Source organism: Neobacillus sp. SAB-20_R2A, assembly GCF_049568635.1.
Classification (GTDB): domain Bacteria; phylum Bacillota; class Bacilli; order Bacillales; family Cytobacillaceae; genus Neobacillus; species Neobacillus citreus.
On sequence record NZ_CP145895.1, the window covers coordinates 2,929,653 to 2,952,262 of the forward strand.

19 protein-coding genes are annotated in these 22,610 nt (G+C 41.1%); 7 read left to right on the forward strand and 12 right to left on the reverse strand.

Translation table 11 applies throughout. The features are described from left to right. Positions 1-581: 581 nt before the first annotated feature. The 3 genes from V5M37_RS14250 to V5M37_RS14260 form a co-directional block, all read right to left on the reverse strand. Positions 582-2,309, reverse strand: coding sequence for a CocE/NonD family hydrolase (locus V5M37_RS14250; RefSeq protein ID WP_423802520.1), 1,728 nt, complete (start codon positions 2,307-2,309; stop codon positions 582-584). A gap of 189 nt (positions 2,310-2,498) precedes the next feature. Continuing rightward, positions 2,499-3,920, reverse strand: a complete 1,422-nt coding sequence (locus tag V5M37_RS14255; RefSeq protein ID WP_423802521.1) for an amidase — start codon at positions 3,918-3,920, stop codon at positions 2,499-2,501. A gap of 133 nt (positions 3,921-4,053) precedes the next feature. Next, positions 4,054-4,401, reverse strand: coding sequence for a hypothetical protein (locus V5M37_RS14260; RefSeq protein WP_423802522.1), 348 nt, complete (start codon positions 4,399-4,401; stop codon positions 4,054-4,056). 290 nt (positions 4,402-4,691) lie between these two features. On the opposite strand from V5M37_RS14260, the gene V5M37_RS14265 reads away from it, so the two are divergent. Then, entirely contained in the window at positions 4,692-5,471 is a 780-nt protein-coding gene (locus V5M37_RS14265; RefSeq protein ID WP_423802523.1) for an alpha/beta fold hydrolase, read from the forward strand. Positions 5,472-5,579: 108 nt separating this feature from the next. Here the strand turns inward: V5M37_RS14265 and V5M37_RS14270 are convergent, their stop codons facing one another. Beyond that, positions 5,580-6,317 (reverse strand): TerC family protein, encoded by a 738-nt coding sequence (locus tag V5M37_RS14270; protein WP_423802524.1) that lies wholly within the window; start codon positions 6,315-6,317, stop codon positions 5,580-5,582. A 244-nt stretch (positions 6,318-6,561) separates the two neighbouring features. Between V5M37_RS14270 and V5M37_RS14275 the strand changes: the two genes are divergently transcribed. Then, positions 6,562-7,599 carry a hypothetical protein gene (locus V5M37_RS14275; RefSeq protein WP_423802525.1) on the forward strand — a complete coding sequence of 346 codons (1,038 nt, stop codon included), beginning with the start codon at positions 6,562-6,564 and terminating at the stop codon, positions 7,597-7,599. A gap of 69 nt (positions 7,600-7,668) precedes the next feature. Continuing rightward, positions 7,669-8,196, forward strand: a complete 528-nt coding sequence (locus V5M37_RS14280; RefSeq protein WP_423802526.1) for a UGSC family (seleno)protein — start codon at positions 7,669-7,671, stop codon at positions 8,194-8,196. 122 nt (positions 8,197-8,318) lie between these two features. Here V5M37_RS14280 and glnA read toward each other — a convergent pair whose 3' ends face one another. From glnA to V5M37_RS14295, 3 genes are all read right to left on the reverse strand, one after another. Then, positions 8,319-9,680 carry a type I glutamate--ammonia ligase gene (glnA, locus tag V5M37_RS14285; protein WP_423802527.1) on the reverse strand — a complete coding sequence of 454 codons (1,362 nt, stop codon included), beginning with the start codon at positions 9,678-9,680 and terminating at the stop codon, positions 8,319-8,321. A gap of 259 nt (positions 9,681-9,939) precedes the next feature. Then, on the reverse strand, positions 9,940-10,440 hold the full coding sequence (locus V5M37_RS14290) for a hypothetical protein (RefSeq protein WP_423802528.1): 501 nt from the start codon (positions 10,438-10,440) through the stop codon (positions 9,940-9,942). Between the two features lie 112 nt (positions 10,441-10,552). After that, complete coding sequence (locus V5M37_RS14295) at positions 10,553-11,821, reverse strand: S8 family peptidase (RefSeq protein ID WP_423802529.1); 1,269 nt, start codon at positions 11,819-11,821, stop codon at positions 10,553-10,555. A 254-nt stretch (positions 11,822-12,075) separates the two neighbouring features. On the opposite strand from V5M37_RS14295, the gene V5M37_RS14300 reads away from it, so the two are divergent. Further along, a complete protein-coding gene (locus tag V5M37_RS14300; protein WP_423802530.1) occupies positions 12,076-13,272 on the forward strand; it encodes a CynX/NimT family MFS transporter in 1,197 nt (398 codons plus the stop codon). A 70-nt stretch (positions 13,273-13,342) separates the two neighbouring features. On the opposite strand, the gene V5M37_RS14305 is transcribed toward V5M37_RS14300, so the two are convergent. The 5 genes from V5M37_RS14305 to V5M37_RS14325 form a co-directional block, all read right to left on the reverse strand. Next, on the reverse strand, positions 13,343-13,819 hold the full coding sequence (locus tag V5M37_RS14305; RefSeq protein WP_423802531.1) for a hypothetical protein: 477 nt from the start codon (positions 13,817-13,819) through the stop codon (positions 13,343-13,345). A gap of 117 nt (positions 13,820-13,936) precedes the next feature. Continuing rightward, the gene (gene sstT / locus V5M37_RS14310; protein WP_423802532.1) at positions 13,937-15,175 is read right to left on the reverse strand and encodes a serine/threonine transporter SstT; all 1,239 of its coding nucleotides are present in this window, start codon (positions 15,173-15,175) and stop codon (positions 13,937-13,939) included. Positions 15,176-15,518: 343 nt separating this feature from the next. Further along, entirely contained in the window at positions 15,519-17,072 is a 1,554-nt protein-coding gene (locus V5M37_RS14315) for a class I adenylate-forming enzyme family protein (protein ID WP_423802533.1), read from the reverse strand. Between the two features lie 65 nt (positions 17,073-17,137). Next, complete coding sequence (locus tag V5M37_RS14320) at positions 17,138-17,920, reverse strand: crotonase/enoyl-CoA hydratase family protein (RefSeq protein ID WP_423802534.1); 783 nt, start codon at positions 17,918-17,920, stop codon at positions 17,138-17,140. Continuing rightward, entirely contained in the window at positions 17,917-18,519 is a 603-nt protein-coding gene (locus V5M37_RS14325) for a TetR/AcrR family transcriptional regulator (RefSeq protein ID WP_423802535.1), read from the reverse strand. Before V5M37_RS14325 ends, V5M37_RS14320 begins: the two co-directional genes overlap by 4 nt. 208 nt (positions 18,520-18,727) lie before the next feature. Between V5M37_RS14325 and V5M37_RS14330 the strand changes: the two genes are divergently transcribed. The 3 genes from V5M37_RS14330 to V5M37_RS14340 are packed head-to-tail and all read left to right on the forward strand — an operon-like array spanning position 18,728 to position 22,587. Continuing rightward, entirely contained in the window at positions 18,728-20,302 is a 1,575-nt protein-coding gene (locus V5M37_RS14330; protein ID WP_423802536.1) for a spore germination protein, read from the forward strand. A gap of 13 nt (positions 20,303-20,315) precedes the next feature. Further along, the gene (locus V5M37_RS14335) at positions 20,316-21,443 is read left to right on the forward strand and encodes a GerAB/ArcD/ProY family transporter (protein WP_423802537.1); all 1,128 of its coding nucleotides are present in this window, start codon (positions 20,316-20,318) and stop codon (positions 21,441-21,443) included. Beyond that, the gene (locus V5M37_RS14340; RefSeq protein WP_423802538.1) at positions 21,421-22,587 is read left to right on the forward strand and encodes a Ger(x)C family spore germination protein; all 1,167 of its coding nucleotides are present in this window, start codon (positions 21,421-21,423) and stop codon (positions 22,585-22,587) included. The genes V5M37_RS14335 and V5M37_RS14340 overlap by 23 nt, the downstream gene beginning before the upstream one ends. Positions 22,588-22,610 lie beyond the last annotated feature (23 nt).

The window sequence follows — 22,610 nt, forward strand, 5'->3', positions numbered from 1 at the left end:
GAACTAGCTATTTTTTCAAGCGTCCGGCTTCATATAGGTGCTCTATGCTACCGAGCTAGCTATTTTTTTAAGCGTTCGGGTTCATATAAAGACTCTATGCTACCGAACTAGCTATTTTTTCAAGCGTTCGGGTTCATATAGGGGCTCTATGCTACCGAATTAGCTATTTTTTCAAGTTTTCGGCTTCATATAGGTGCTCTATGCTACCGAGCTAGCTATTTTTTTAAGCGTTCGGGTTCATATAGGGGCTCTATGCTACCGAGCTAGCTATTTTTTTAAGCGTTCGGGTTCATATAAAAAATCTATGCTTCTAAACCAGCAATCTTTTCAAGCGTTGGGGTTCATATAAAAGCTCTATGCTTCCGAACCAGCAACCTTCTTAAGCATTCGGGGGCATATATAACCTCAAATGCTTCCGAAATACCAAAGCCTTTAAGCAGTCGGGCGCATATAAAAGGTATTTTCTTTTTGCTCTTGCCCTGTTGAAAAGATATATTCTTTTTGTAAATAGCAAGAGCGAAAAAACCCTCAGCTGAGGGCTTTTTCACCTAATATTCTGTGTTTCTATCAAATTAACAAACCTACCTAGGAATAACCGGCAGCAAGATATGGGATGGATATTCCTCACTATGAAATACTTTTTGGGAAGCGGTTATGAACTCCTTGCTATCAATTCCAGATTCACCGGTGTTCGTATTCCGGTCAAAACGCGGGAAATTGCTGCTAGAAATCTCCACTCTCATCTGGTGCCCTTTTTTAAATAAATTACTGGTTGACAGTAAATCGATTTCATAGCGGTACACTTCATTTGGAGTGATGAGGGAAGGCGGCTGATTTTTCTCTCTGTATTTGGCTCGGATAATGCCATCCGCTATGTTAAACGCTTTCCCGTCTGGATGGACATCGACCAGTTTAGCGGTAAAGTCAGTGTCTATCGCGGAGCTTGATGCATATAAGACCACTTTTACCGGACCGGTTACCTCAATGTCTTCCTCTAAAACCTCACTCGTATAGACTAAAATATCATCGCGCGCTTCCAAATGCTGCTGGTCGATTGGACCACGAAGATAATTCGCCGGCATTAACAGGTTACCGCCAAGCGTAGGTACTGGATTGGCTGGGTCATAAACATAACTATCGTTTGTTTCCTCCAGCGGCGGAGTTGCGGATAGAGTACCATCGCCATCTTTCGTATTGGCCTTGCCATTACTTTGGAAATAGTAAGGTGTATAAACGGTTCGTTTCAGCGGCCATTCCTGTTCACTGCGCCATTTATTTTCACCCATAACAAATAGTTTGATAGGCGGCTCTTCCGTGATACCGTTTTTGATTCCCTTTAACCAATGGTCAAACCATTTTAATTGCAGGCTTGTTAAATCTGTTTTCAGTTCAAGCAGCAGGCTTGATGTGCTCATGCCAAAATTGAGATCCCCTACGATTGGGGCAAAACCTGCGTGAGCCCAAGGGCCAATCATGAGCTTCGTATTCTTATTTCCTTTTAATTTTTCATAGTGCTCGAGATCCTGCCCTAGGAGGAGATCATACCAGCCTGCAATGCCGAAAATAGGCACATCAATGTTACCTGACTTTTCTCTAACACTGATTTCCTGATGGTATTCATCTCTTAGATCATGATTCAAAATATCGTGAACGAACGCGGCGTAGCCTTCCCCTAGTTTGAGCCATTCACTGTCTCGGATCGGCAATTGCGAATAGGCAGCCTCTTCTATATGGTCAATGGAATCGAGAAGTGTCATAAATTCTTTTAAAAAGTCCGCTTTTCCTTGTTTGGCCTTTATGACTGCATTCGGGCCAATCGTCGACATACTCCAAGAGACCAGTAAACCAAGTTCAAGTGCACCGCCGCGATACATATACACATCGGTTCCCCATGTGATGGGAAAAATCGCTTTTAAGCTAGGCGGCTGCATGCTGGCAGCCTGGAATTGAGTCATGCCCATATACGACAGGCCATACATGCCGACGTTTCCATCCGAGTATGGCAAGGAGGCCGCCCACTCTACCGAATCGTAGCCGTCGTTATATTCATTTTTATAAATATAAAAAGGAGCGCCCTCTGATTCAAAGCGGCCGCGCACATCTTGAATGATGACGACATACCCTTTGTGGGCGGCAGCGATTGGATCCAGTACCATCGTGGTCAGGGGAAGAAATTCCTTGTTATAAGGGGTTCGTTGTAACAGAACGGGATATTTTCCTTCTCCATCGGGACGAAAAACCTCAGCATACAAGGTGGTGCCATCTCTCATAACAGCCGGGACACTCTTTTCGTGAATGATTTTACTCAACAAAATCCCTCCTTTTTATGGTCGCAATGCTTTATTCGCGGATAGCTTGATTTTACTCGCGTATGAGCCGAATTTACTCGCGGATAACCTCAGTTTACTCTCGCATAAGCTGACTTTACTCTCGTTCACCACGTTTACTCGCGGATAACCTCAATTTACTGCGCTTAACACCATTTCCCCCGGAGAATATTAACCTAATACACTCACTGGTTCCAAATAAGTTTGAAATGCTTTTTCATATGCATGACAAGCCTGCAAGACAAGTTTATCTGCAAATCTGTTTCCTGCCACCTGCAATCCGACAGGCAACCCGCTGCTAGCCAACCCAACTGGCAAGGACGCCGCAGGGTGTCCGGTCATATTGTAGATTTGTGTAAGCATCCAATCTGTGGAAGGGTTTACACTTTTTCCGTTAATCAAGGACGGACCCGGTAAGTGGTGTTCAAACGCTGTTGTTGCCAGAACAGGTGAAAGTAACAAATCATAATTGTTTAATACATCTTGGATTTTTTTCCATACAATCGTTCGTTTAAGTTCAATCGCTTTATAATCAATCGCACTAAGTTTTCTTCCAATTGCGATCATTTTGGCCATACCATCTGAGAAACTTCCAGGATCATTATCGAAATATTCGCCGTAGCTGGCAGCAAATTTCACGCACCACATTCCGGAGAAGGCACGAGCGAGCTCCTTTAAGCTTAAACCAAGGTCAAGGTCAATCTCTTCCACTTCACAGCCAAGATCAGCATAATGCCCAACCGCTTTGTCGACAACTTCGGCAACATCATCCGAAATTTCATACAGACCGAAATTACGGGTATAGGCAATCTTTAGGCCCTTCAAATCCCTGTTAAGGTCCGTGAAATCCTCTCCTGAATCCGGAATAGAATTTGGATTATTCACATCATAGCCGGCCATAACCGAAAGCAGCAACGCAGCATCTTCCGCAGTCCTTGCCATTGGTCCATTATGTAAATACGGATGTTCGGAACCAAATAAATTGAGACGATCCTCGTGAGGAACCAGACCAAAGGTTGGCTTTAACCCAAAAATACCTGTCAGTGCTGCCGGAATGCGGATGGATCCGCCTCCATCGCTTCCTTCGGCGAACGGTGCAAGTTTAGCGGCCACAGCTGCAGCAGAACCGCCGCTTGACCCCCCTGGAGTTAACCTGTCATCCCAAGGATTTTTCGTCACACCAAACAGCGGGTTATCTGTAACCCCTTTATGGCCGAATTCCGGTGTGTTTGTTTTTCCTAGGACGATCCCGCCCTCCGCCTTAATTCTTTGTAAAAAAATAGGGTCGTAATCCGGAACATAATCTTTAAAAAGTGGAGATCCATATGTAGTTAAAATTCCTTTGGTGGGGGTTAAATCCTTGATGGCAATCGGGATACCGTGAAGCTTGCCAACGTTTTCTCCCTTCATCACGGATTCCTCAGCTCTGATTGCTTCTTCGAGAGCTTGTTCATTGATCGTCACATATGCATTCCATTGGGAATTGTGAGTTTCAATTCGATTTAAAAAGGCTCTTATTACCTCGACTGGGGACAATTCCTTTTGTCTGATTAACTTGCCTAACTCTGTTGCCGTGAAATCTGTAATGGACACGCCATTCACTCCTTTTTGGATAAGTCTTCTTTTCTATTATACTTGAATTTATCGTCAATTTTAATTATTTTCTGAATATTTGTTTAAAAAAAGCGCAAGGAACTCACGAAACCTAGTTCCTTGCGCTTATCTTTTATTTCACCATCTTATTCAATAGAAATTCTACTTTTTCGATTAAACGCCCTTTTGAGGCAGAATCCCAATCCATTTCATTTATGGTTTCCTTCATATTATTAAACCACATTTCCGCCCGTTCTGGAGCGATTTGGAAGGAATGCCGATCCTTAACCTGATTCTCATGATCGTGAGTTGTTTCTTCAGACACCAATCGATTGATAAATGTGCGTTGACGATTCTTTAACTGTTCAATGTCCACGTTTCTTTCTTTAAACATGTTGATATAGTAATCATCCTTCATCAACCTATCATAAAAGCGGTCCACGAACTCGTTGACTTTTTCCTGATCCAATATTTGAGACATGACAATACCTCTTTTCACTATAATAACACTACCATTATAGTGTAAACCAAAAGGGGAAACTGTGACATGAATCACAATATAAATGATTTGCACAACCATTCCCCTTTGATCTGCTTGCATTGACTTCTGTCAAATATCCCTTTAAAAAAATACCTATATGTAATTTACATTTATGTGTGTTAAAAAATTTAACTTGATGATATAATAAATTAAATCTAACATTATGTATGTTTTCACCATAAAAATATAGGAAATAAAGGTTTTATCCAAACCCTTAGGAGGAATGAACTTTGAGTGAGGTACAAAAAAGTTGCTCCGAAATTCCTTATTTACGTCTCGGTGCCGGTGAGCCATTAGTTTTCATTCACGGACTTGGTGAAGTGAAGGAAGGTTGGTCAGATCAATTCGAATTAGCCGATCAGTTTGACTTAATTATTCCGGATTTACGTGGACATGGTGAGTATCATTTTCCCGGTGAAATATCCATTTATAACTTTGCCTACGATGTGATCACATTATTAAAAAGCCTTGGAATTGAAAGCGCACACATTTGCGGTTTATCAATGGGCGGAATGGTGGCACAGGAAATATATCGTCAGGCACCAGAAATGTGCCGCTCCTTGCTGCTAGTAAGTACATTCCATTATGCCCCAAAACAGTTTGGGGAATTATTTTTAAAATACCGTCGTGCTCTGGTAAAGAATAAATCGTTGGAAGGTATGAAAGAAACTGCCGCCAAGACTTGTTTATATTCTTGGTCAAAGGAAAACTTCGAAAAGTTTTTCCGATATTATCAACCAAATAAAGAATTCTATATCCAATCGGCGGAAGCATGTTTGAAAGTGAATTATTTAAGATTACTTTCAAACATAACTGTACCTACCCTTATAATCGGCGGACAATATGATTCTGTCACTCCAGTTTGGATACAGTACTTAATGCATAAGCAAATTGCCCACTCCGAGTTTGTTATATTCAGAAATACTGGTCATGTTGCCAAGCTTGAGGCAAAAGATGCTTTTAACAAAGAACTTCGTAACTTCTTAAATAAACTTAATACCGCAAGTTAGCCTCCCCCCATTATTACTAATTCCATACTTAAAGCCCCTCTCAACCAAGAGGGGCTATTTTATTTCTTCCAAAGCTTATTTCATTCAATACTCTGCTATATCACAAGCTTAGATAGTAGGTTCGTTTCCAGAGTTTTTCCTGACCAAATGGACGATAAATGTTCCGAAGAAGGTGGTGATTAAAACGCTGAAGAATATGATTTCATCAAAATGAATTCCAAATGAAGAGATAATCATTTTTACTCCGATTATGGCGATTAATATAAAAGAGGTTGTTTCAAATTCCGGTACTTTATTAATCAATTTTAGGAATAACTGGGCGACTCCCCGCATCATTAAGATTCCCAATATTCCGCCCATGAACAAGACCCATTCTTCATTTGAAACACCAAAAGCGGCAACAATGCTATCAAAGCTAAAGGCAATGTCCATTAACTCCACCGTTAACACGGTCCTCCAGAAGCCCATTCTTTTAGGCCGAACCTCATCCTCTTCTTCTTTTTTCAAAAATAAGTTCTGCAGGACAATAAACAGCAAATAGTGGCCGCAGACAATCTTGATCCATGCAATATGAATTAAGGAAACACCTATGCCAATGACCAATAATCGAAAAAAATAGGCGCCGAATATTCCATAAAATAATGCCTTCTTTCTCTGTTCCTTTGGCAGATGCTTCACCATTACTGCCAACACCAAAGCATTGTCCGCAGATAATAATCCTTCAAGAATGATCAATGAACCAATAATGCCCCAGCTGGCATGATCAAAAGCTACAGATTCAAAAGCCTTTAATGAAAAAAATGTACTATAATTGTGGATAATTTCTTGAAGGAATTCCATCAGCATGATTACTCCTTTTCCTTAAGCTGGAATTTTCTGCTTTTTATCTACAGGTCATAGGTTTGTCCACTTTAAAATCAACAGTCCATCCCTTCTCTCTAAATTTATGAACTGCTTTGCGATATATGAACTAAAAATATATAAAGTCCACAAAGTTCCTTTTACTGTACCTTTCTTTCCTATAAAAAGCAGGATATCTGATAGTTTTTCAGAATACATTATAAAAGACTGAAAGGGGTGGTTGTTGGATATGCTTCGGGCTGAAAAAATGGAAGTGAAGGATGGTCTAGCGGCAATTGAGCATTTTTTTCAAAAAGGCTGGACGGATGGTCTGCCAATTGTTCCGCCGACGGAAGAGCGAATCTATGAAATGTTGCAAAGTGTCAATATGGAACCGGACACCATCGTTGGTGCCATTCCTGAAAGAGGAAGAGTTTTTACAGCTGAAATAGTAGCCATAAATGCGGTCATGGCAGGTTGTTTGCCAGGATATTTCCCGGTCGTCATGTCAGCGGTACAAGCCATCTGTGAACCTGAATTTGGACTGCACGGACCAAGTGCCAGTACTCATGGTGCTGCTATCATGATTGCCGTAAATGGTCCCATTGTCGAGCAAATTGGGTTAAATTCTGGTGCTAATGCCTTTGGCCCCGGGAATCGAGCAAACGCCACGATTGGACGGGCGATTCGCTTGTTGATGATCAATGCCGGCGGTTCTCCAGAATTCGACCGCTCGACTCTTGGTACCTCAGCCAAATACAGCTTTTGTTTTGCTGAAAAGAAGACTGATTGGACACCTCTTCATGTTCAAAGAGGATTTAAAGAAAATGACAGCACAGTTACTGTGTTTGCTTGTGAAGGTCCAAATCAAATTCAAAATCATGGTTCCCTTAACAGCGTTGGAATTCTCAGAACGATGTCGGACCGGATGAGTGCTTTAGGTACCATGAATATGGCGAGTGAAACGGAAATGGCGGTTGTCCTTTGCCCTGAACATTACCATCACCTGCAAAAGGAAGGCTGGTCTAAGGAAAGTGTTCAGCAATTTCTCTACGAGAATGCAAAAAGGTCAATCCGTGATATGAAACATGGTGGAATCATCGATGCACCCATTGATGATGGAGATGAGCATAAATTCAAACACGCTATTCCTTCCCCGGAACAAATCCTTTTAATGATTGCCGGCGGGGAAGCAGGAAGATTTTCTGCTTGTATGCCGGGATGGTTTAGCTACAAACAGTCGAAAGCCGTCACAAAATCGATTAAAGCCGCAACAGGATTCACCTGACACGAGTGCTCTTAACCAATCGGTGATTGGTTTTTATAAATATATATTAATAGAAAGGATGGCTGCGATTTGAGTTTAATTGTGTTTAATCCTACCTCTGGTCCTAGTTTAAAAGAATTGCGAATGGCGAAAAGAGAGAAAACTCTAGAAGGCAGTGTCATTGGGTTGGTTGATAACGGAAAGAAGAATTCAGATACTGTCATACGTTTTCTGGCGGAACGTCTTCAGCAGAAATATAACCTTAAAGAAGTCATCCAGCATAAAAAACTATCTTTTTCACACGGTTTATCTGAAGATGAGGCCCGCTTGCTTTCCCAAAAATGTGATTTTATCATTTCCGGAGTCGGCGATTGAGGGTCCTGCAGCTCGGGCAGTTTGCTCGATGGGATCATCATGGAAAAGCACGGCATCCCAACTGCCGTCATCAGCACCAAACCGTTTATTTCTTCAAGTAAAGCCATGGCCGTCGCACATGGAATACCTGACTACCCTTTTGTCACCATCCCTCATCCAATCGCGGCGACCGAAAAAGAGGTCCTTCATCAATGGGTGGATCAGATTGTCAGTGACGTTGAAACTATTCTATTGAATAGCTAATAAAAAATTTTTTAGATACCAGATGTTTATTCCAAAAACAAAAACTGCCGGGCACCCCCGGCAGTTTTTGTTTTTGATTTCAAGTCGATGACGTAAAGTACATCGCGTTACCAAAATATTTTTTAAAACTTAGAATGATAGTTTGCGATTTCCCAAGAGTGAACGGCAGTACGATAGCTGTCCCATTCTCCTTTTTTCAGGGAAACATATTCTGTGTAAACGTGCTCTCCCAATGTCTGAGAAGCAATTTCTCCAGCCTCTAATTCTTTTAAAGCTTCTGCTAAGCTTCCCGGAAGATTGTCGATGCCGCGGAATGCTCTTTCTTCTTCATTCATGTGGAAAATATCCTCTTGAATTTGCGCCGGCGCTTCTAATTCTTTTTCAATTCCATCCAGGCCTGCCGAAGCAATAACCGCAAACGTTAAATATGGGTTGGATGATGGATCTGGACAGCGTAATTCTACACGAGTAGCAAGACCTCTTTTGGCAGGAATACGAATAAGGGCTGAACGATTTGATGTGGACCATGCAATATAGCACGGCGCCTCATAGCCAGGAACCAAACGCTTGTAAGAGTTTACTAGCGGGTTCGTGATGGCAGTAAAGCTCTTTACATTTTCTAATACACCTGCAATAAATTGATAGGCTTTTTTCGATAATTGTAATTCATCAGAAGGATCGAAGAATGCATTTTCGCTTCCCTCAAAGAATGACATATTGACGTGCATTCCGGAACCATTGATACCGAAAACCGGCTTTGGCATAAAGGTAGCATGCAAACCAAATTTCTTCGCAACTGTCTTAACAACCCACTTATAAGTAGTCGCCAAGTCCGCAGCAGTAAGGACATCTGCATATTTAAAGTTAATTTCATGCTGCCCTTCTGCAACCTCATGGTGGGAGGCTTCAATCGTAAAGCCCATTGCCTTCAACGCACGGTAGATTTCTAGGCGAACACGTTCCCCTAAATCATATGGAGATGGCTCGAAATAACCTGCTTTATCACCGAGCTCCTGAGTTGGGTAACCATTTTCATCTGTTTTAAAAAGGAAGAATTCCAATTCAGGACCGACCGAAATGGTATAGCCTTGATCAGCAGCACGTTCCACTGTTTTCTTCAAGACGTTTCTAGTGTCTCCCTCGAATAATGTTCCATCAGGGTTCTTAACAGAGCATAGGAAACGAGCTTCGGAATATCCTGCTTCTACTGTCCAAGGGAGGACTGCAAACGTATTTAAATCTGGCTGCAAATAAAGATCGGATTTATTTATTGGGGAGAAACCTTTAATTGACGATCCATCAAACATCATTTTTCCTTCTACTACATCTTCAAACTGCTCCGCTGTTACGGTAACGTGCTTTAGGATTCCTTCAATGTCTACGAATTGTAAGTGAAGTAGCTCAACACTTTTTTCTTTAATTGTGTTTTTAATTTGTTCTAGAGTAGAATTTACAGCTGCATTTGAAATAAGTGTTTCTGTCATGTCACATTACCTCTCAATTTCATGTTATATTTTCTTACATTATATTTAAAAGTCTATCATTAGACAAGTACTTTCTGCATATTTTTTTGAATATTTATGCTAGTTTTTCAGAAAGCGTTTTCATAATATGATAATGGACAATTGGTTACTATCAATTTCTAAGAGGTTTTTTATTCATAAATATACATAATTATGTATGATAAACTAAAAAGACCGACATTCCTCCCAGAATGTCGGCTTTAACACCATGTTCGTTACCTTATAGGTTTTGTTTTTTCATAATATCCTTAATTACTTCCTTAAACATTTCATTCAAAACGCTCTTTTTTTGGGCTTTAAGCCATTCAATCTGGTTTATGGGCAGTTTTAATTTTAAACTGACCTCTTCCAACGGCATTTCCACTTTTCTTATTTCTTCCAATGTGATGCCCTCTTCAATATTAGGAAACCATGAATCGTTTTCGTTGATTTTATCGAAATCCTCATATTCATTTAGGTCATCAAGTTCAGAAAATAAATTTAGCTGTGGCAAGCCTCCTGGGAGAATTTTCGCATGCATAATAGTCTGAAGGATGCGACCGTCCTCTAATTCTATTTCCATAATCAGGTTTTCAAATTTTCTGTATTTTTTTACCGTCACTTCACTCACAATGAGATCCAATTGCAAGCTGAATCCAGAACTTGATTCAAAAATATAGATGGCACTATTAAAAATACGGATACTCTCTCCATCAATTTTTACCGATTTTACAACAACCATATCTGTTCCCCCATGCAGCTGTCTCAAACATTCCTATTATTTTTAACTATTAACTTAATTTTATATCATAACCTATTAGTTATTCAATCAGCAGGAGGGCAGAATCCTTTAACTATTTTACCCTTGCAAATCCAAACCCTGATGCGTAGTCATCGCCCGTTGCTGCACCGTAACCGCCTTTAATGTCGTATAGTTTAGCTCTTCTTTGCAGTTCTGCGCGGAGCTGAGTGTTGGTCCAGGATAAATTAGAGGACCAAATTTTCGCTGCTAACCCTGAAACATGCGGGGTGGCCATCGAAGTTCCGCTGATGGTATTGTAATTGCCATCATACCACGTGGATTGAATGTTACTGCCTGGCGCTGAAATTTCAACATCACGCTCCTGAATCATATAGTCACCATCAGTAGCGGAGTTGCCGCGGGACGAATAATTTGCTACTCGATACGTTCCGTTTTGTTGAACATTTTCCAAAGCAGCCACAGCAACGGCGTTTTTCAACGCACCTGGATAACCAATGGTATTATCGGCATAGCCACTGTTTCCGGCCGCGGCGACAATCAGCGTACCCTTGCTGTAGGCATAATCGACGGCGCTGGCAATCATGGTGTCTTTTCCGCTAGAACCAAGTGACATGGAAATGACTACTTTTGAACCAGTTCTAACCGCTTCATCTGCGGCATGGCGAATAGCACCAGCAATATCATCAGAATAACCGGAGCCTTGGTCATTTAACACCTTGTAAGCCCAAAGCTTAGCCTGTGGTGCTACACCATAGACTCCTAATCCATCAGAAGCTCCGTGAGCATTAGCTGTACCTGCTACGTGTGTGCCATGCCCGTTTCGGTCTGTACAAGTGCCATTAACCATTGAAGATGAAGATTGCGTAAAATCTTTACACTGCTCACCATTTCCAACTAGATCATAATGATTTATATATACACCTGTATCTAACACTGCGATTTTAATCCCCGTCCCGCCAGATGTGCTGGTAATATACGGATCATTATAAATTGCCTGAATTCCCCATGGTGTCCGGTCGTCCGGTAGAGAGGTTATGGCGGTTGCACCAACTTTTCCATTCGGCACATTTTCAACTCGATCCAAATGCACCTCTGGTACTCTTTCAATCTTTAAATTCTTATTATTCAATAATGCTTCATATTGCTTGGTATTTATAGTCGTTGTGAAGCCTTCTGTCCCAAAGTCCCAGCGAACGCCAACATTTTGCTTTGCTTTTGCCATTTCTGCACTTGGCCCTTCAATCATAACTCTAAATGTTTCATTTGAGTCAGGAGCTTGACCGAATGCTCCAGTCGAAAACAAGGATGCCCCCATTAACAAACCAAGAATTGCAGAACCCACCTTTTTTGACTTTTTCATTCCCTCTTCCCCTCTCTTTTTTATGTAGCGGCATTCAACCGCAATATTGAGTTTATTTTTGAATCACTCATATATGAATGCGTTTACATTGATAAAAGTTGGGAAAATTTCTTTATAGCCATTAGTTAACATAATACAATTATAGGTTCTCATTTTTCTATATGAATTTAATGCATTCTGAGCCAATAAAATGATATGATTATGGTTATGAATAAAAAAGGAAGCTCTCTTTCTTTTCACCACGGAGGAACAAAATGAAAAAAATGAATAGAACCCTGCTCATCATTGGGATTATTTTTGTAGCGTTTAATTTACGGCCTGCCCTCACATCTGTGGGCCCACTTATAGGGTTTATCCGGACGGACTTAGGCATTTCAAATGGGACAGCCGGATTTATTACCACTCTCCCATTACTATCATTTGCGGTAATTTCCGTGCTTGCACCAAGAATAAGCCGCACCTATGGCAATGAGCGAACTATATTTTTCGGCCTTTTTATCTTATTTATCGGAATTATCATACGGTCACTTGGCTACATCCCAACTGTTTTTCTCGGCACCCTTCTGATTGGGGTTGGCATCGCAGTCGGGAATGTCCTCCTGCCTAGTTTAGTAAAGCTGAAATTCCCGGATAAGGTTGGAATCATGACAAGCACCTATACGACAGCACTTAGTACCTTTGCTGCGCTTGGGTCTGGGATTATTGTGCCGCTAGCCCAAGGGATGGCTTTAGGCTGGAAAACAGCTCTAGCTTTTTGGGCCGTATTAGCCGTGATGGCAATGATTATTTGGTTCCCGCAGCTTCGTGAAACAAGCGTCCGTAAACCGGTCGAGAACATTCCTTCCGGAAATAAAGGCCTATGGTCTTCTGCATTGGCCTGGCAGGTTACCTTTTTTATAGGACTACAATCATTTTTGTTTTACTGCACAATCGCCTGGTTGCCGGCCATTTTAGAAAGCCACGGGATGAGCTTGACGTTAGCAGGCTGGATCCTTTCTATCATGCAATTGGCGGGGCTTCCGGCCACGTTTATGACACCGGTCATAGCCGAACGTTTTCGACATCAAAAAGGAATGGTTCTCTTTTTAGGAATTCTTCACTTAGTTGGGTTATTTGGACTTATCTTTAGTAGTAATACCATATTATTAATAACGTCCGTTATTTTTATAGGAGTTGCCCAGAGTGCAAGCTTTAGTTTAGCCCTCACCTTTATCGGTCTACGAACAACCAATGCTAGAGAGGCAGCGAGTTTATCTGGCATGTCTCAATCAATCGGCTATCTGCTGGCAGCAATCGGTCCTAGTTTGATTGGTTTCCTTTTCGACCAGACCCAGTCATGGATGATTCCGTTATTCGTTTTAGCAATTATAAATGTCATGTTAACCGTTGCAGGTATTGGTGCGGGAAGAAATCAATACGTCTTTCGTGAACCATTGAAAAAAATTAGTTAAAAACTAAAAAAATGCCGGTACTCCTTTGTAAATGAGAGTAACCGGCATTTTTTTCTTCATTTTAGAAAAACTATCTTCTTCTAAAGCCTTCTTCAACTAAAAATATTTCCGCCTCTTCTCGTGTACCGAAAGTTTCTTCGAGATTGAGTCCGAAATAAATATTCCAGGTTTCATCCTCGTTCACTAATAACAGAACTTGATTTTCCACATTGACCCATCGTTCCTCTTCGTTATCCCCAACAATCGCTTCCTCTTCGAGAGGCTTTTCAACAGCAGACAAGCTATTAATGGATTCTCTAATCAGTTTTTTTAACTCTTCCTCCGAGTAGTCTCGTATATTAACCATCCCTTTAGCATCGGTATGATATTGGGATATGCGGCCGGCATATACGAATCCATTTCCATTGGGATGGAGATGGTACACCACATTTTTCTTTTCATAAACACTTTCGTTATATTGGAAATTTACTCGTCCTAGTGAAACATTTACCTTCTCAAGTTCAGGAAATGATTCGATTACAGCCAGTTTTTCTTCAAAAGTCAGCATAATATCCTCCAAATTTCTATCTATAAAATATCATTTTAACCTACATTATAATATTTTGCATTTAAATCACCAACTTAATTAAAAAAGCCCTCTATCCCAGATAGAGGGCTTACAGCCTTATGCAGATTTACGGATGAAAGATTTCTTACCTTCTAAACGGTTCTTACGGTGTTCAGCAGTAGCCGTGAACAATACGTCTGTTGAGGAGTTCAATGCTGTTTCACAGGAATCCTGTAAAACACCGATGATAAAACCTACGCCGACAACTTGCATTGCCACGTCATTTGGGATTCCAAATAGGGAACATGCCAGTGGAATCAATAATAACGATCCGCCCGCAACCCCTGAAGCACCACAAGCACATACGGCTGATAAAACACTAAGAATGATAGCAGTAGGGATATCTACTTGAATACCAAGGGTATGAACAGCTGCTAGTGTAAGAACTGAAATCGTAACAGCAGCACCGGCCATATTGATGGTTGCACCTAACGGAATGGAGACAGAATAAGTATCCTTATCTAAACCTAGTTTTTCACATAATTTCATATTAACCGGAATATTGGCAGCAGAACTACGTGTAAAGAAGGCTGTAATGCCGCTTTCCTTAAGACACATAAACACAAGTGGGAACGGGTTTTGACGTGTAGCAACGAAAACGATAAGCGGATTGACGACAAGCGCCACAAAAATCATACAGCCAAGTAAAACGACTAGCAATTTTCCATAGCTAAGCAAAGAATCAATACCATTTGTCGTAATCGAGTCGATAACAAGACCCATGATGCCTAGCGGTGCCAACTTAATGACCCAAGTGACCATTTTGGAGACAGCATCGGAAAAGTTCGAAATCATTGTTTTTGTTGTATCCGGAGCATTTTTCAATGCAATACCAAGAACAACTGCCCAAGCTAAGATTCCGATATAGTTCGCATTAAAGATGGCTTTGACAGGGTTATCAACAACATTCAGAAGTAGAGTTTTCAGAACCTCTACAACACCCCCAGGAGCTGTCAGATCCTCGGCGCCTTTTGCAAGAGTTAAATTTACTGGGAAAATAAAGCTTATAATTACTGCGATTAATCCTGCTAGAAATGTACCTAAGAGATAAAGAACGAGAATGGATTTCATATTCGTTTGTTGACCGCTCTTGTGCTGCGCGATGGCCGACATAACCAAGAAAAGTACCAATACAGGTGCAATGGCTTTTAAAGCACCGACAAATAATGAACCTAAAATGACTAGCGGCTTTGCTACTGCAGGAACCGTTAAAGCTAGGATAATACCAATAATCAAACCAACAATGATTTGTTTTACTAGACTTACTTGATTCCACTTTTTCAATAGGTTTTTCAAATAAACTCCCCCACTTTTTTATTATTTACGTAAAAAATATCTCTGCCAAACCCTATTGCCTAACATTATTATAAAGAATATTTAGATATCTCACAATAGTATTATTTTCAAGTAGTTATATATAGAATATTTTAAAAATTCCTATAAATATACAATCTTAGAAATCTATCAAGTTTATTCCCTGTCCAAATTATTATTAATTCAATAATATCACAATCTCTTCTATTAGCGAATGGTATAATAATATAAACAGTTCCCTTAAGACGTCAGCTTTTTAGAAAACAAAACCCACCCTCATAGACAAAAAGGGTGGGTTACTCAGCTATCTTTTATTTTCGATTGACTAGATTTTCCTTTCTTTCCCTTCCCAGTGTGGGTCCCTCAATAGGCGGCGGACTACTTTTCCTACCGGACTTTTTGGCAAGGATTCAATGAATTCAATAGAAGAAGGCTTTTTATATGAAGCTAACTTCTCTTTACAAAATATGATAAGTTCTTCTTCAGATACTGTTTGGCCGTCTTTGAGAACGACATATGCCTTCACAGTTTCTACCCATTTTTCATCCGGAACACCAACTACAGCGGCTTCCATGACCGCCGGATGCTGATAAAGGATTTCCTCCACTTCCCGCGGATACACGTTAAAACCACCTGAAATGATCATATCTGATTTACGGTCAACCAAGAATAAATAACCTTTTTTATCGATATATCCCATATCCCGGGTATGTACCCAGCCATCTTTTATCGTTTCATCTGTTAACACAGGTTCATTCCAATAACCAAGCATAGCTTGACTGGATTTTACAGCAATCTCGCCAATTTCCCCAGCTTGGCGCTCCTCACCGAATTCATCAACTATTTTAATAGATGTAGTCGGAACGGGTCGGCCACAGGACAGCAATCTTTCTTCGCCTTCCTCTCCACCAATGGTATGGTCCTGTTTGTTTAAAATGGAAAGAATCAGCGGTGCCTCCGTTTGGCCGTAGTATTGAACAAATTTTGGGCCCCATAAGGCGAGTCCGCGCCGCAAAGCTTCACGAGGCATCGGTGACGCACCATATATAATATTTCTAACGGATTCAAAGGAATACTGTTCGACATTAGGCTGGGACAATAGCATGACAATCATGGTTGGAACTAAATTCAATGTGGTAGGTTTTTCATGGTGTATGGTTTGAAGATATTGTTCGGGATTGAAGCCTGACAGAATGGAATTTGCTGCACCTGATACCCAATGCGGAAGCACCAACGTACCTGACGCATGGGTCAATGGCGCCGCGTGAAGCATTGTATCTCCTTCGTGGATATCTAATGATGATAAGATATTATTGCTAATAGCTGTCCAAATTTCTTGAGTATGAACGGCTGCTTTAAGTGTACCAGTTGTTCCTGAAGTATATTGAATAGTGGCAATATCGGATTCATGTACTTTCACTGACGGTTCCTCTTCGGAAACACCTTTAATAAATTCTGCCATATTAATCATCCATGGTTCTCTTGTGGAACCATTCATTTGGCAGAAGTAACGGAGATTTTCACAATGAATTTTTATTTGTGCGGCTCGTTCACTAAATTCCTCTGTATATAAAAGCGCACTGGCACCGGTCTCCTTAATCATATGAATATGTTCATTCTCTGATAATCTTGTATTAAGTGGGACTCTGATAATCCCAGTAAGGAGAAGTGCAAAATCAATTTCAACACTTTGAAGGGAATTTGCCAGCAAAAATGCCACCCGGTCCCCTTTTTTGAGACCAAGGCTCAACAGGGCATTGGCTAAGCGATTGCTATTCCGATAAACTTGATCGAACGTTAATTTTTGCCCTTGAAAAATAACTCCTGTATGATTAGGGAAATAAACGGCACCTCTTTTGATTAATTCAGCTGCATTCACTAACGATTCCTCCCCGATAAGAATATATTTCTAAAATTCAATTACGAATAAGATCCATTACCCTTCTATTTCAAGTTCAGTCCGAATTCTCCGTGCCTGCCCTGTCCTTTTGAAAAACGGGAGGCACCTTCTCTCGTTTCTCCACTATTAACGACATTCACCCCTAACAAGAACTCCAGCTGCATGGCCTTATCAAAGTCCTGATCAAAGCCCCGATAGACTGCTTCCCGGTCACTAATCATGCAAGCTTGTGGAAACTCGGCAATTTCTGCAGCAAGTTTTTCCGCCTCTTCCTTAGCTGTCCCTGGTTCAACGACACGGTTTGCTAAACCAATCATCAGTGCCTCCTCCGCGTAAACAGGCCGTCCGGTTAATATCAAATCTAACGCTCGGCTCATACCGATTAACCTTGGCAGTCTTTGCGTTCCGCCATCCACAAGCGGAACACCAAATCTCCGGCAAAACACACCCATGACAGCATCTCGTTCCATCACCCTCAGATCACACCAAAGGGCAAGCTCTATACCGCCAGCAACCGCGTAACCTGATACTGCAGCAATTACCGGTTTGGATAAGTGCATTCTGCTAGGTCCCATTGGACCATCCTTTAACATGTCAAGGTTCATTTCATTTCCTTCATCTTTAGAAAGCGCCTTCAAATCAGCCCCTGCACAAAATGTTCCGCCTGCACCATGCAGAACAGCAACCCTTAATGTATCGTCATTTTCAAATTCTCTAAATGCATCCGCTAGCTCCTTAGCGGTCCTCCGATCAACAGCATTTCTCACTTCAGGTCGGTTAATCGTAATCGTACAGACCTTCCCTTTTTTCTCCATAATCACATTCATTCTTGACTGCCTCCTACTCTCCCGTTTAAATAACTAGAAATTAAATCTTTAAAGTTTAGTTCCATCTCGTCCATGTCATATAATTGATTATTCATTGTCCACATCGTCCCCAGGCCGATACCCATTGCGATAATCATGACAGGTAAGTTTTTTAGCTGCGTTCCCTTAATGGATACATCACCTAAATATTGCTGGGTATAATCTACTAGGTTGTTAAAAAACTTATTAATAATTTTACGGATTTGAGGATTATGATTTGCCTCACCCAAATAATTTAAAAATACAGCCATGTATTCAGGATTTTCTTTTGAAACCACATTAATATTTTCCAAATGCTTCATCAATTTGTCTTCCGGATTTTGCAGCGGTTCAACTGTTTCCATTACCTTTTCATGGGACCGGCGAAATGAAACCTTGAGAACCTGCATAAGCAGATCTTCCTTGCTTTTAAAATAATGATAAATAATCCCCGTGCTGATACCGGCTTCCTCGGCTATATCTTTCATGGACAAATTTGAAAGCCCTTTTGAAATAATACAATTTTTGGCGGCCTCTATCACTTGCTCTTTCCTGATGTCTTCCATTCCTACTTTTGGCACAATGGCACCTCCTTTTTATTTATAATGAACGTTCAATATAAATAATAATACTTTAATGAATTTTCTGTCAACTATAACACCTTTTATTCCAACTCCTAAACTACATACTCCTGGCCTGTCTGCATAAAACCTGGGACACCAAATCATACTAACATTGAGAAAATGTGGAATTTGTCAAAAGGACTTAAATATACAGGGGAAATGGGACATGAAATTCCGTAAAAGGAAATTATTATCACAAATTATAAATGAGAAAAGTCAAATGGTTCTAGATGAACAACAAACGCTTTTAAGTAAAGATCGTTTATCTATCCATTTAGACGATAATGTCCAAAAATTGGAATCGATCTATACGGATTGTGCCGATATAAAGTTCCGGTATTTTATACTCGGGAATGAATCAAAAGCTGTTCTTATTTATGTTGACGGCATGTCAAACGTCGAAGAAATCGATAATAATCTTTTAACACCTTTAATGAGTTTAGAACTAGAAAAAGAACCGGATATCCATGCCCTGATTGAAAGGACCTTAACAGTTTCTAACATAAAAGAAATACGAACCTATGACGATGTGGTTAATGAGGTTTCATCAGGAAATCCAATCATTTTAATAGATGATCAATCAAAAGGAATTTCGGCCGGAATTCCTAAATGGGAAAAACGTTCACTTCAAGAACCGACTACAGAAACAGTCGTCCGCGGTCCGAGAGATGGCTTTATTGAAACGTTAAGCACAAATATTGTCCTCCTGCGCAGGAAAATCAGAAGTCCTAAATTGAAAATGAAATCCCATCAAATAGGACGCTATAGCCAAACACAAGTCGTCATCATGTACATTGAAGGTATTGCCGATCAAACGTTAATCGAAGAGGTTCAAAACCGTTTAAATCGGATTGATATTGACGGCATTCTGGAGAGCGGATATATCGAGGAATTTATTAAGGATCATCCATACTCTCCCTTTCCGTTGATGTTAGATACAGAACGGCCGGATATTGCAGCTGCGAGCTTACTGGAAGGAAATGTGGTTATCTTAACGGATGGGACTCCCTTCGTCCTGATTGCACCAACGACCTTTTACTCCCTTCTGCAGTCACCAGAGGATTATTATGAGGGGTTTATTATTGGAACATTGATTCGCTGGCTGCGTTATGTCTTTTTGCTGGTGGCTTTGCTGCTGCCTTCCGTTTACGTTGCCATCCTGACATACCATCAGGAAATGATTCCCACTACCCTGTTAATCAGCGTTGCAAAATCGCGGGAACAAATCCCTTTCCCGGCATTGGTAGAAGCATTGCTTATGGAAGTTTCATTCGAGGCACTTCGAGAGGCCGGCATCCGCTTGCCTAAGAACATTGGTTCAGCGGTTAGCATTGTCGGTGCCCTTGTCATTGGTCAAGCGGCTGTCTCGGCGGGTTTGGTTTCAGCACCAATGGTCATGGCAGTGGCGATTACTGGGATTGCTTCCTTCTTAATCCCGCGTTACAGTGCATCGATTGTCCTTAGGATTCTCCGGTTCCCCATCATGTTTCTGGCTGGTACATTGGGATTAGTTGGCATCATGCTCGGCCTTCTTACGATCATTGTTCATATGTGTACACTTCGTTCCTTTGGAGTTCCCTATCTGCAGCCCTTGGCGCCAATTAGAAATTCAGAGTTAAAGGACTCCATCCTCAGGGCGCCCTGGTGGTCTTTTAAGAAGCGGCCCCATTGGACGGATGATTATAATAAGGTCCGCCAGCCAAATGGACAAAAGCCTTCTCCTCTAAAGGGAAAGGAATAGGAGCTGACTCACCATGCTGGAACAAGGTAAAATTTCGCCAGTTCAAATGGCCTTGCTAATGATCCCGACCATAATCGCAACTGTGCTTCTGTTGGTGCCGTCGATCACCGCCAAACATGCCCATCATGATTTATGGCTGTCCCCAATATGGGCGTCCGGAACAGGTTTTTTCGTTGTTTTTATATCGTATCAATTGAATAAACTTTTTCCAGGAAAAACCATTATCGAATATAGCGAACATGCTCTAGGAAAAATACTTGGAAAATTGATTGGGGGCATTTTTCTATTTTTCTATTTGCACATAACAGGGATTATCGTACGGGAATACGGCGAGTTTGTCTCTGGGGCGGCCCTGTTCCATACCCCAATGGGCGTTATAATTGGAACCATGGTAGTTGTTTGTTCGTTTGCAGTTCTTGGCGGCCTCGAAGTAATGGGAAGAGCATCTGAAATCATCGTTCCAGTTGTGATTCTCCTCTATATTTTACTTTTCATTCTGCTGATTAAAGATTTGGAAGTAAGTAACCTGTTTCCCATTATGGAGAACGGTATTAAGCCTTCATTAATGGGTTCCATTGTCCCGCAAAGCTGGTACAGTGAGTTCATCCTGGTCTCTTTTTTATTGCCGTATGTGACAAATCAGAAAAAAGGGTTTAAATGGGGATTGATAGCGGTATTCATCGTCTTGTTTCTAATGGTTCTTACCAACATCATGACTCTCTTATTATTTGGAAATTTGACCGCTTCCCTTACCTACCCTGTGATGGTGGCAGCCCGTTACATTAGTATCGCTGATTTCTTGGAACATTTGGAATCGATTGTTATGGCGATTTGGATTGCCGGGACTTTTATCAAAATTACGGTCTTTTATTATGCACTTACTCTTGGTACTGCGCAATGGCTTAAACTCTCAGATTACCGCCCAATCGCGCTTCCGATTGGTTTCTTAATTCTCTTACAGGGGCTTTGGGCAGCACGAGACCTTCAGGAATTATCCCATTTTCTAGCAACATCAGGGGCTGTTTATATTTTATCCATACAAGTTGTGATTCCTGTTATCCTGCTGATAACTGCCTCCATTCGAAAAAAGCTCGGGCAGCGGAAAGGAAATAAACAGAATGAAACTCCAGTCAATCAGTGAAAAAGGGCTGCTCTATTTTCTCCTAATTTGTTTAGTCATTCTACTTTCTGGGTGCTGGGACAGGAATGAAGTAAATGATTTGGCCTTAATTACGGCTGCTGGTTTTGACAAATTTGCAGATGATAAGATTGAGCTTACTGTTCTTGTCTTTATACCGAAAGGAGGCGGCAGCAACACCCAAACGATGGAGAGCAGCAACGGCGGAGCTAGTGAAACACTGGTAAGATCGGCCGCGGGAAAAACCGTTGCTGATGCGATGGCCAAACTTCAAGAGAAACTGCCCCGGAAAATCTTTTGGGGCCACACTGATGTATTTATTTTTCATGAGGAGCTTGCTAAACAGGGTATTGCCAAACACATTGACTTTATCATGCGACATCCAACGCTTCGGGAACGCGGGCAAATTTTTGTCAGCAGCCAAAAGGCGAAAAAGGTATTAAAACTTATGCCCCCTCTTGAACGGGATTTGTCTGAGGTTTTAAAGGAATTAAGCCAGCATAAATTGGGATTGAACATTACCACCAAAAAATTGGCACAAATGCTGGTTGGTGATTCAGGTGATTGTGCTCTTCCGTGGATTACAATCCTTCCCCCCGAAAGTAAGAAAAATCCTAATCGGACGATTGCTTATAGTACCGGAACCGCGATTTTCAAAAGGGATAAAATGATTGGAATTATTGACGATTCCGTTACAAGAGGGGTGCTTTGGCTAAGAAATGAGATCCTGTTAGGAGTAATCACGATTAAACCGCCCAAAACGGACGGTTATATTTCAGTAAATGTCCTGCAAGCACAAGCAAAGCTTATACCAAAAATACAGAATGGCAAATGGACAATTACCCTTAAATCAGTATCCGCCAGTGATATCGTCCAAAATGAAACAAATTTAGACGTATCGAATCCAGTTGTAGCAAAATCTCTTGAACCGCTGTTAGCGAGAGAGATTGAAAAAAGAATTAAGAAGGCAAGGAATCAAGTGCAAGAGGAGATGAAAGCAGATATCTTTGGATATGCTGAAGCCTTCCATCGTAAATACCCAAATATATGGAATAAAGAAAAGTACCGATGGGATGAAATCTTTCCCGATGTGGAATTAAAATTCGATACAGAATGCCATATTCGCAGGCAGGGCTTAACTTCTTAACACAATTGCAGAAAAAAAAGAGG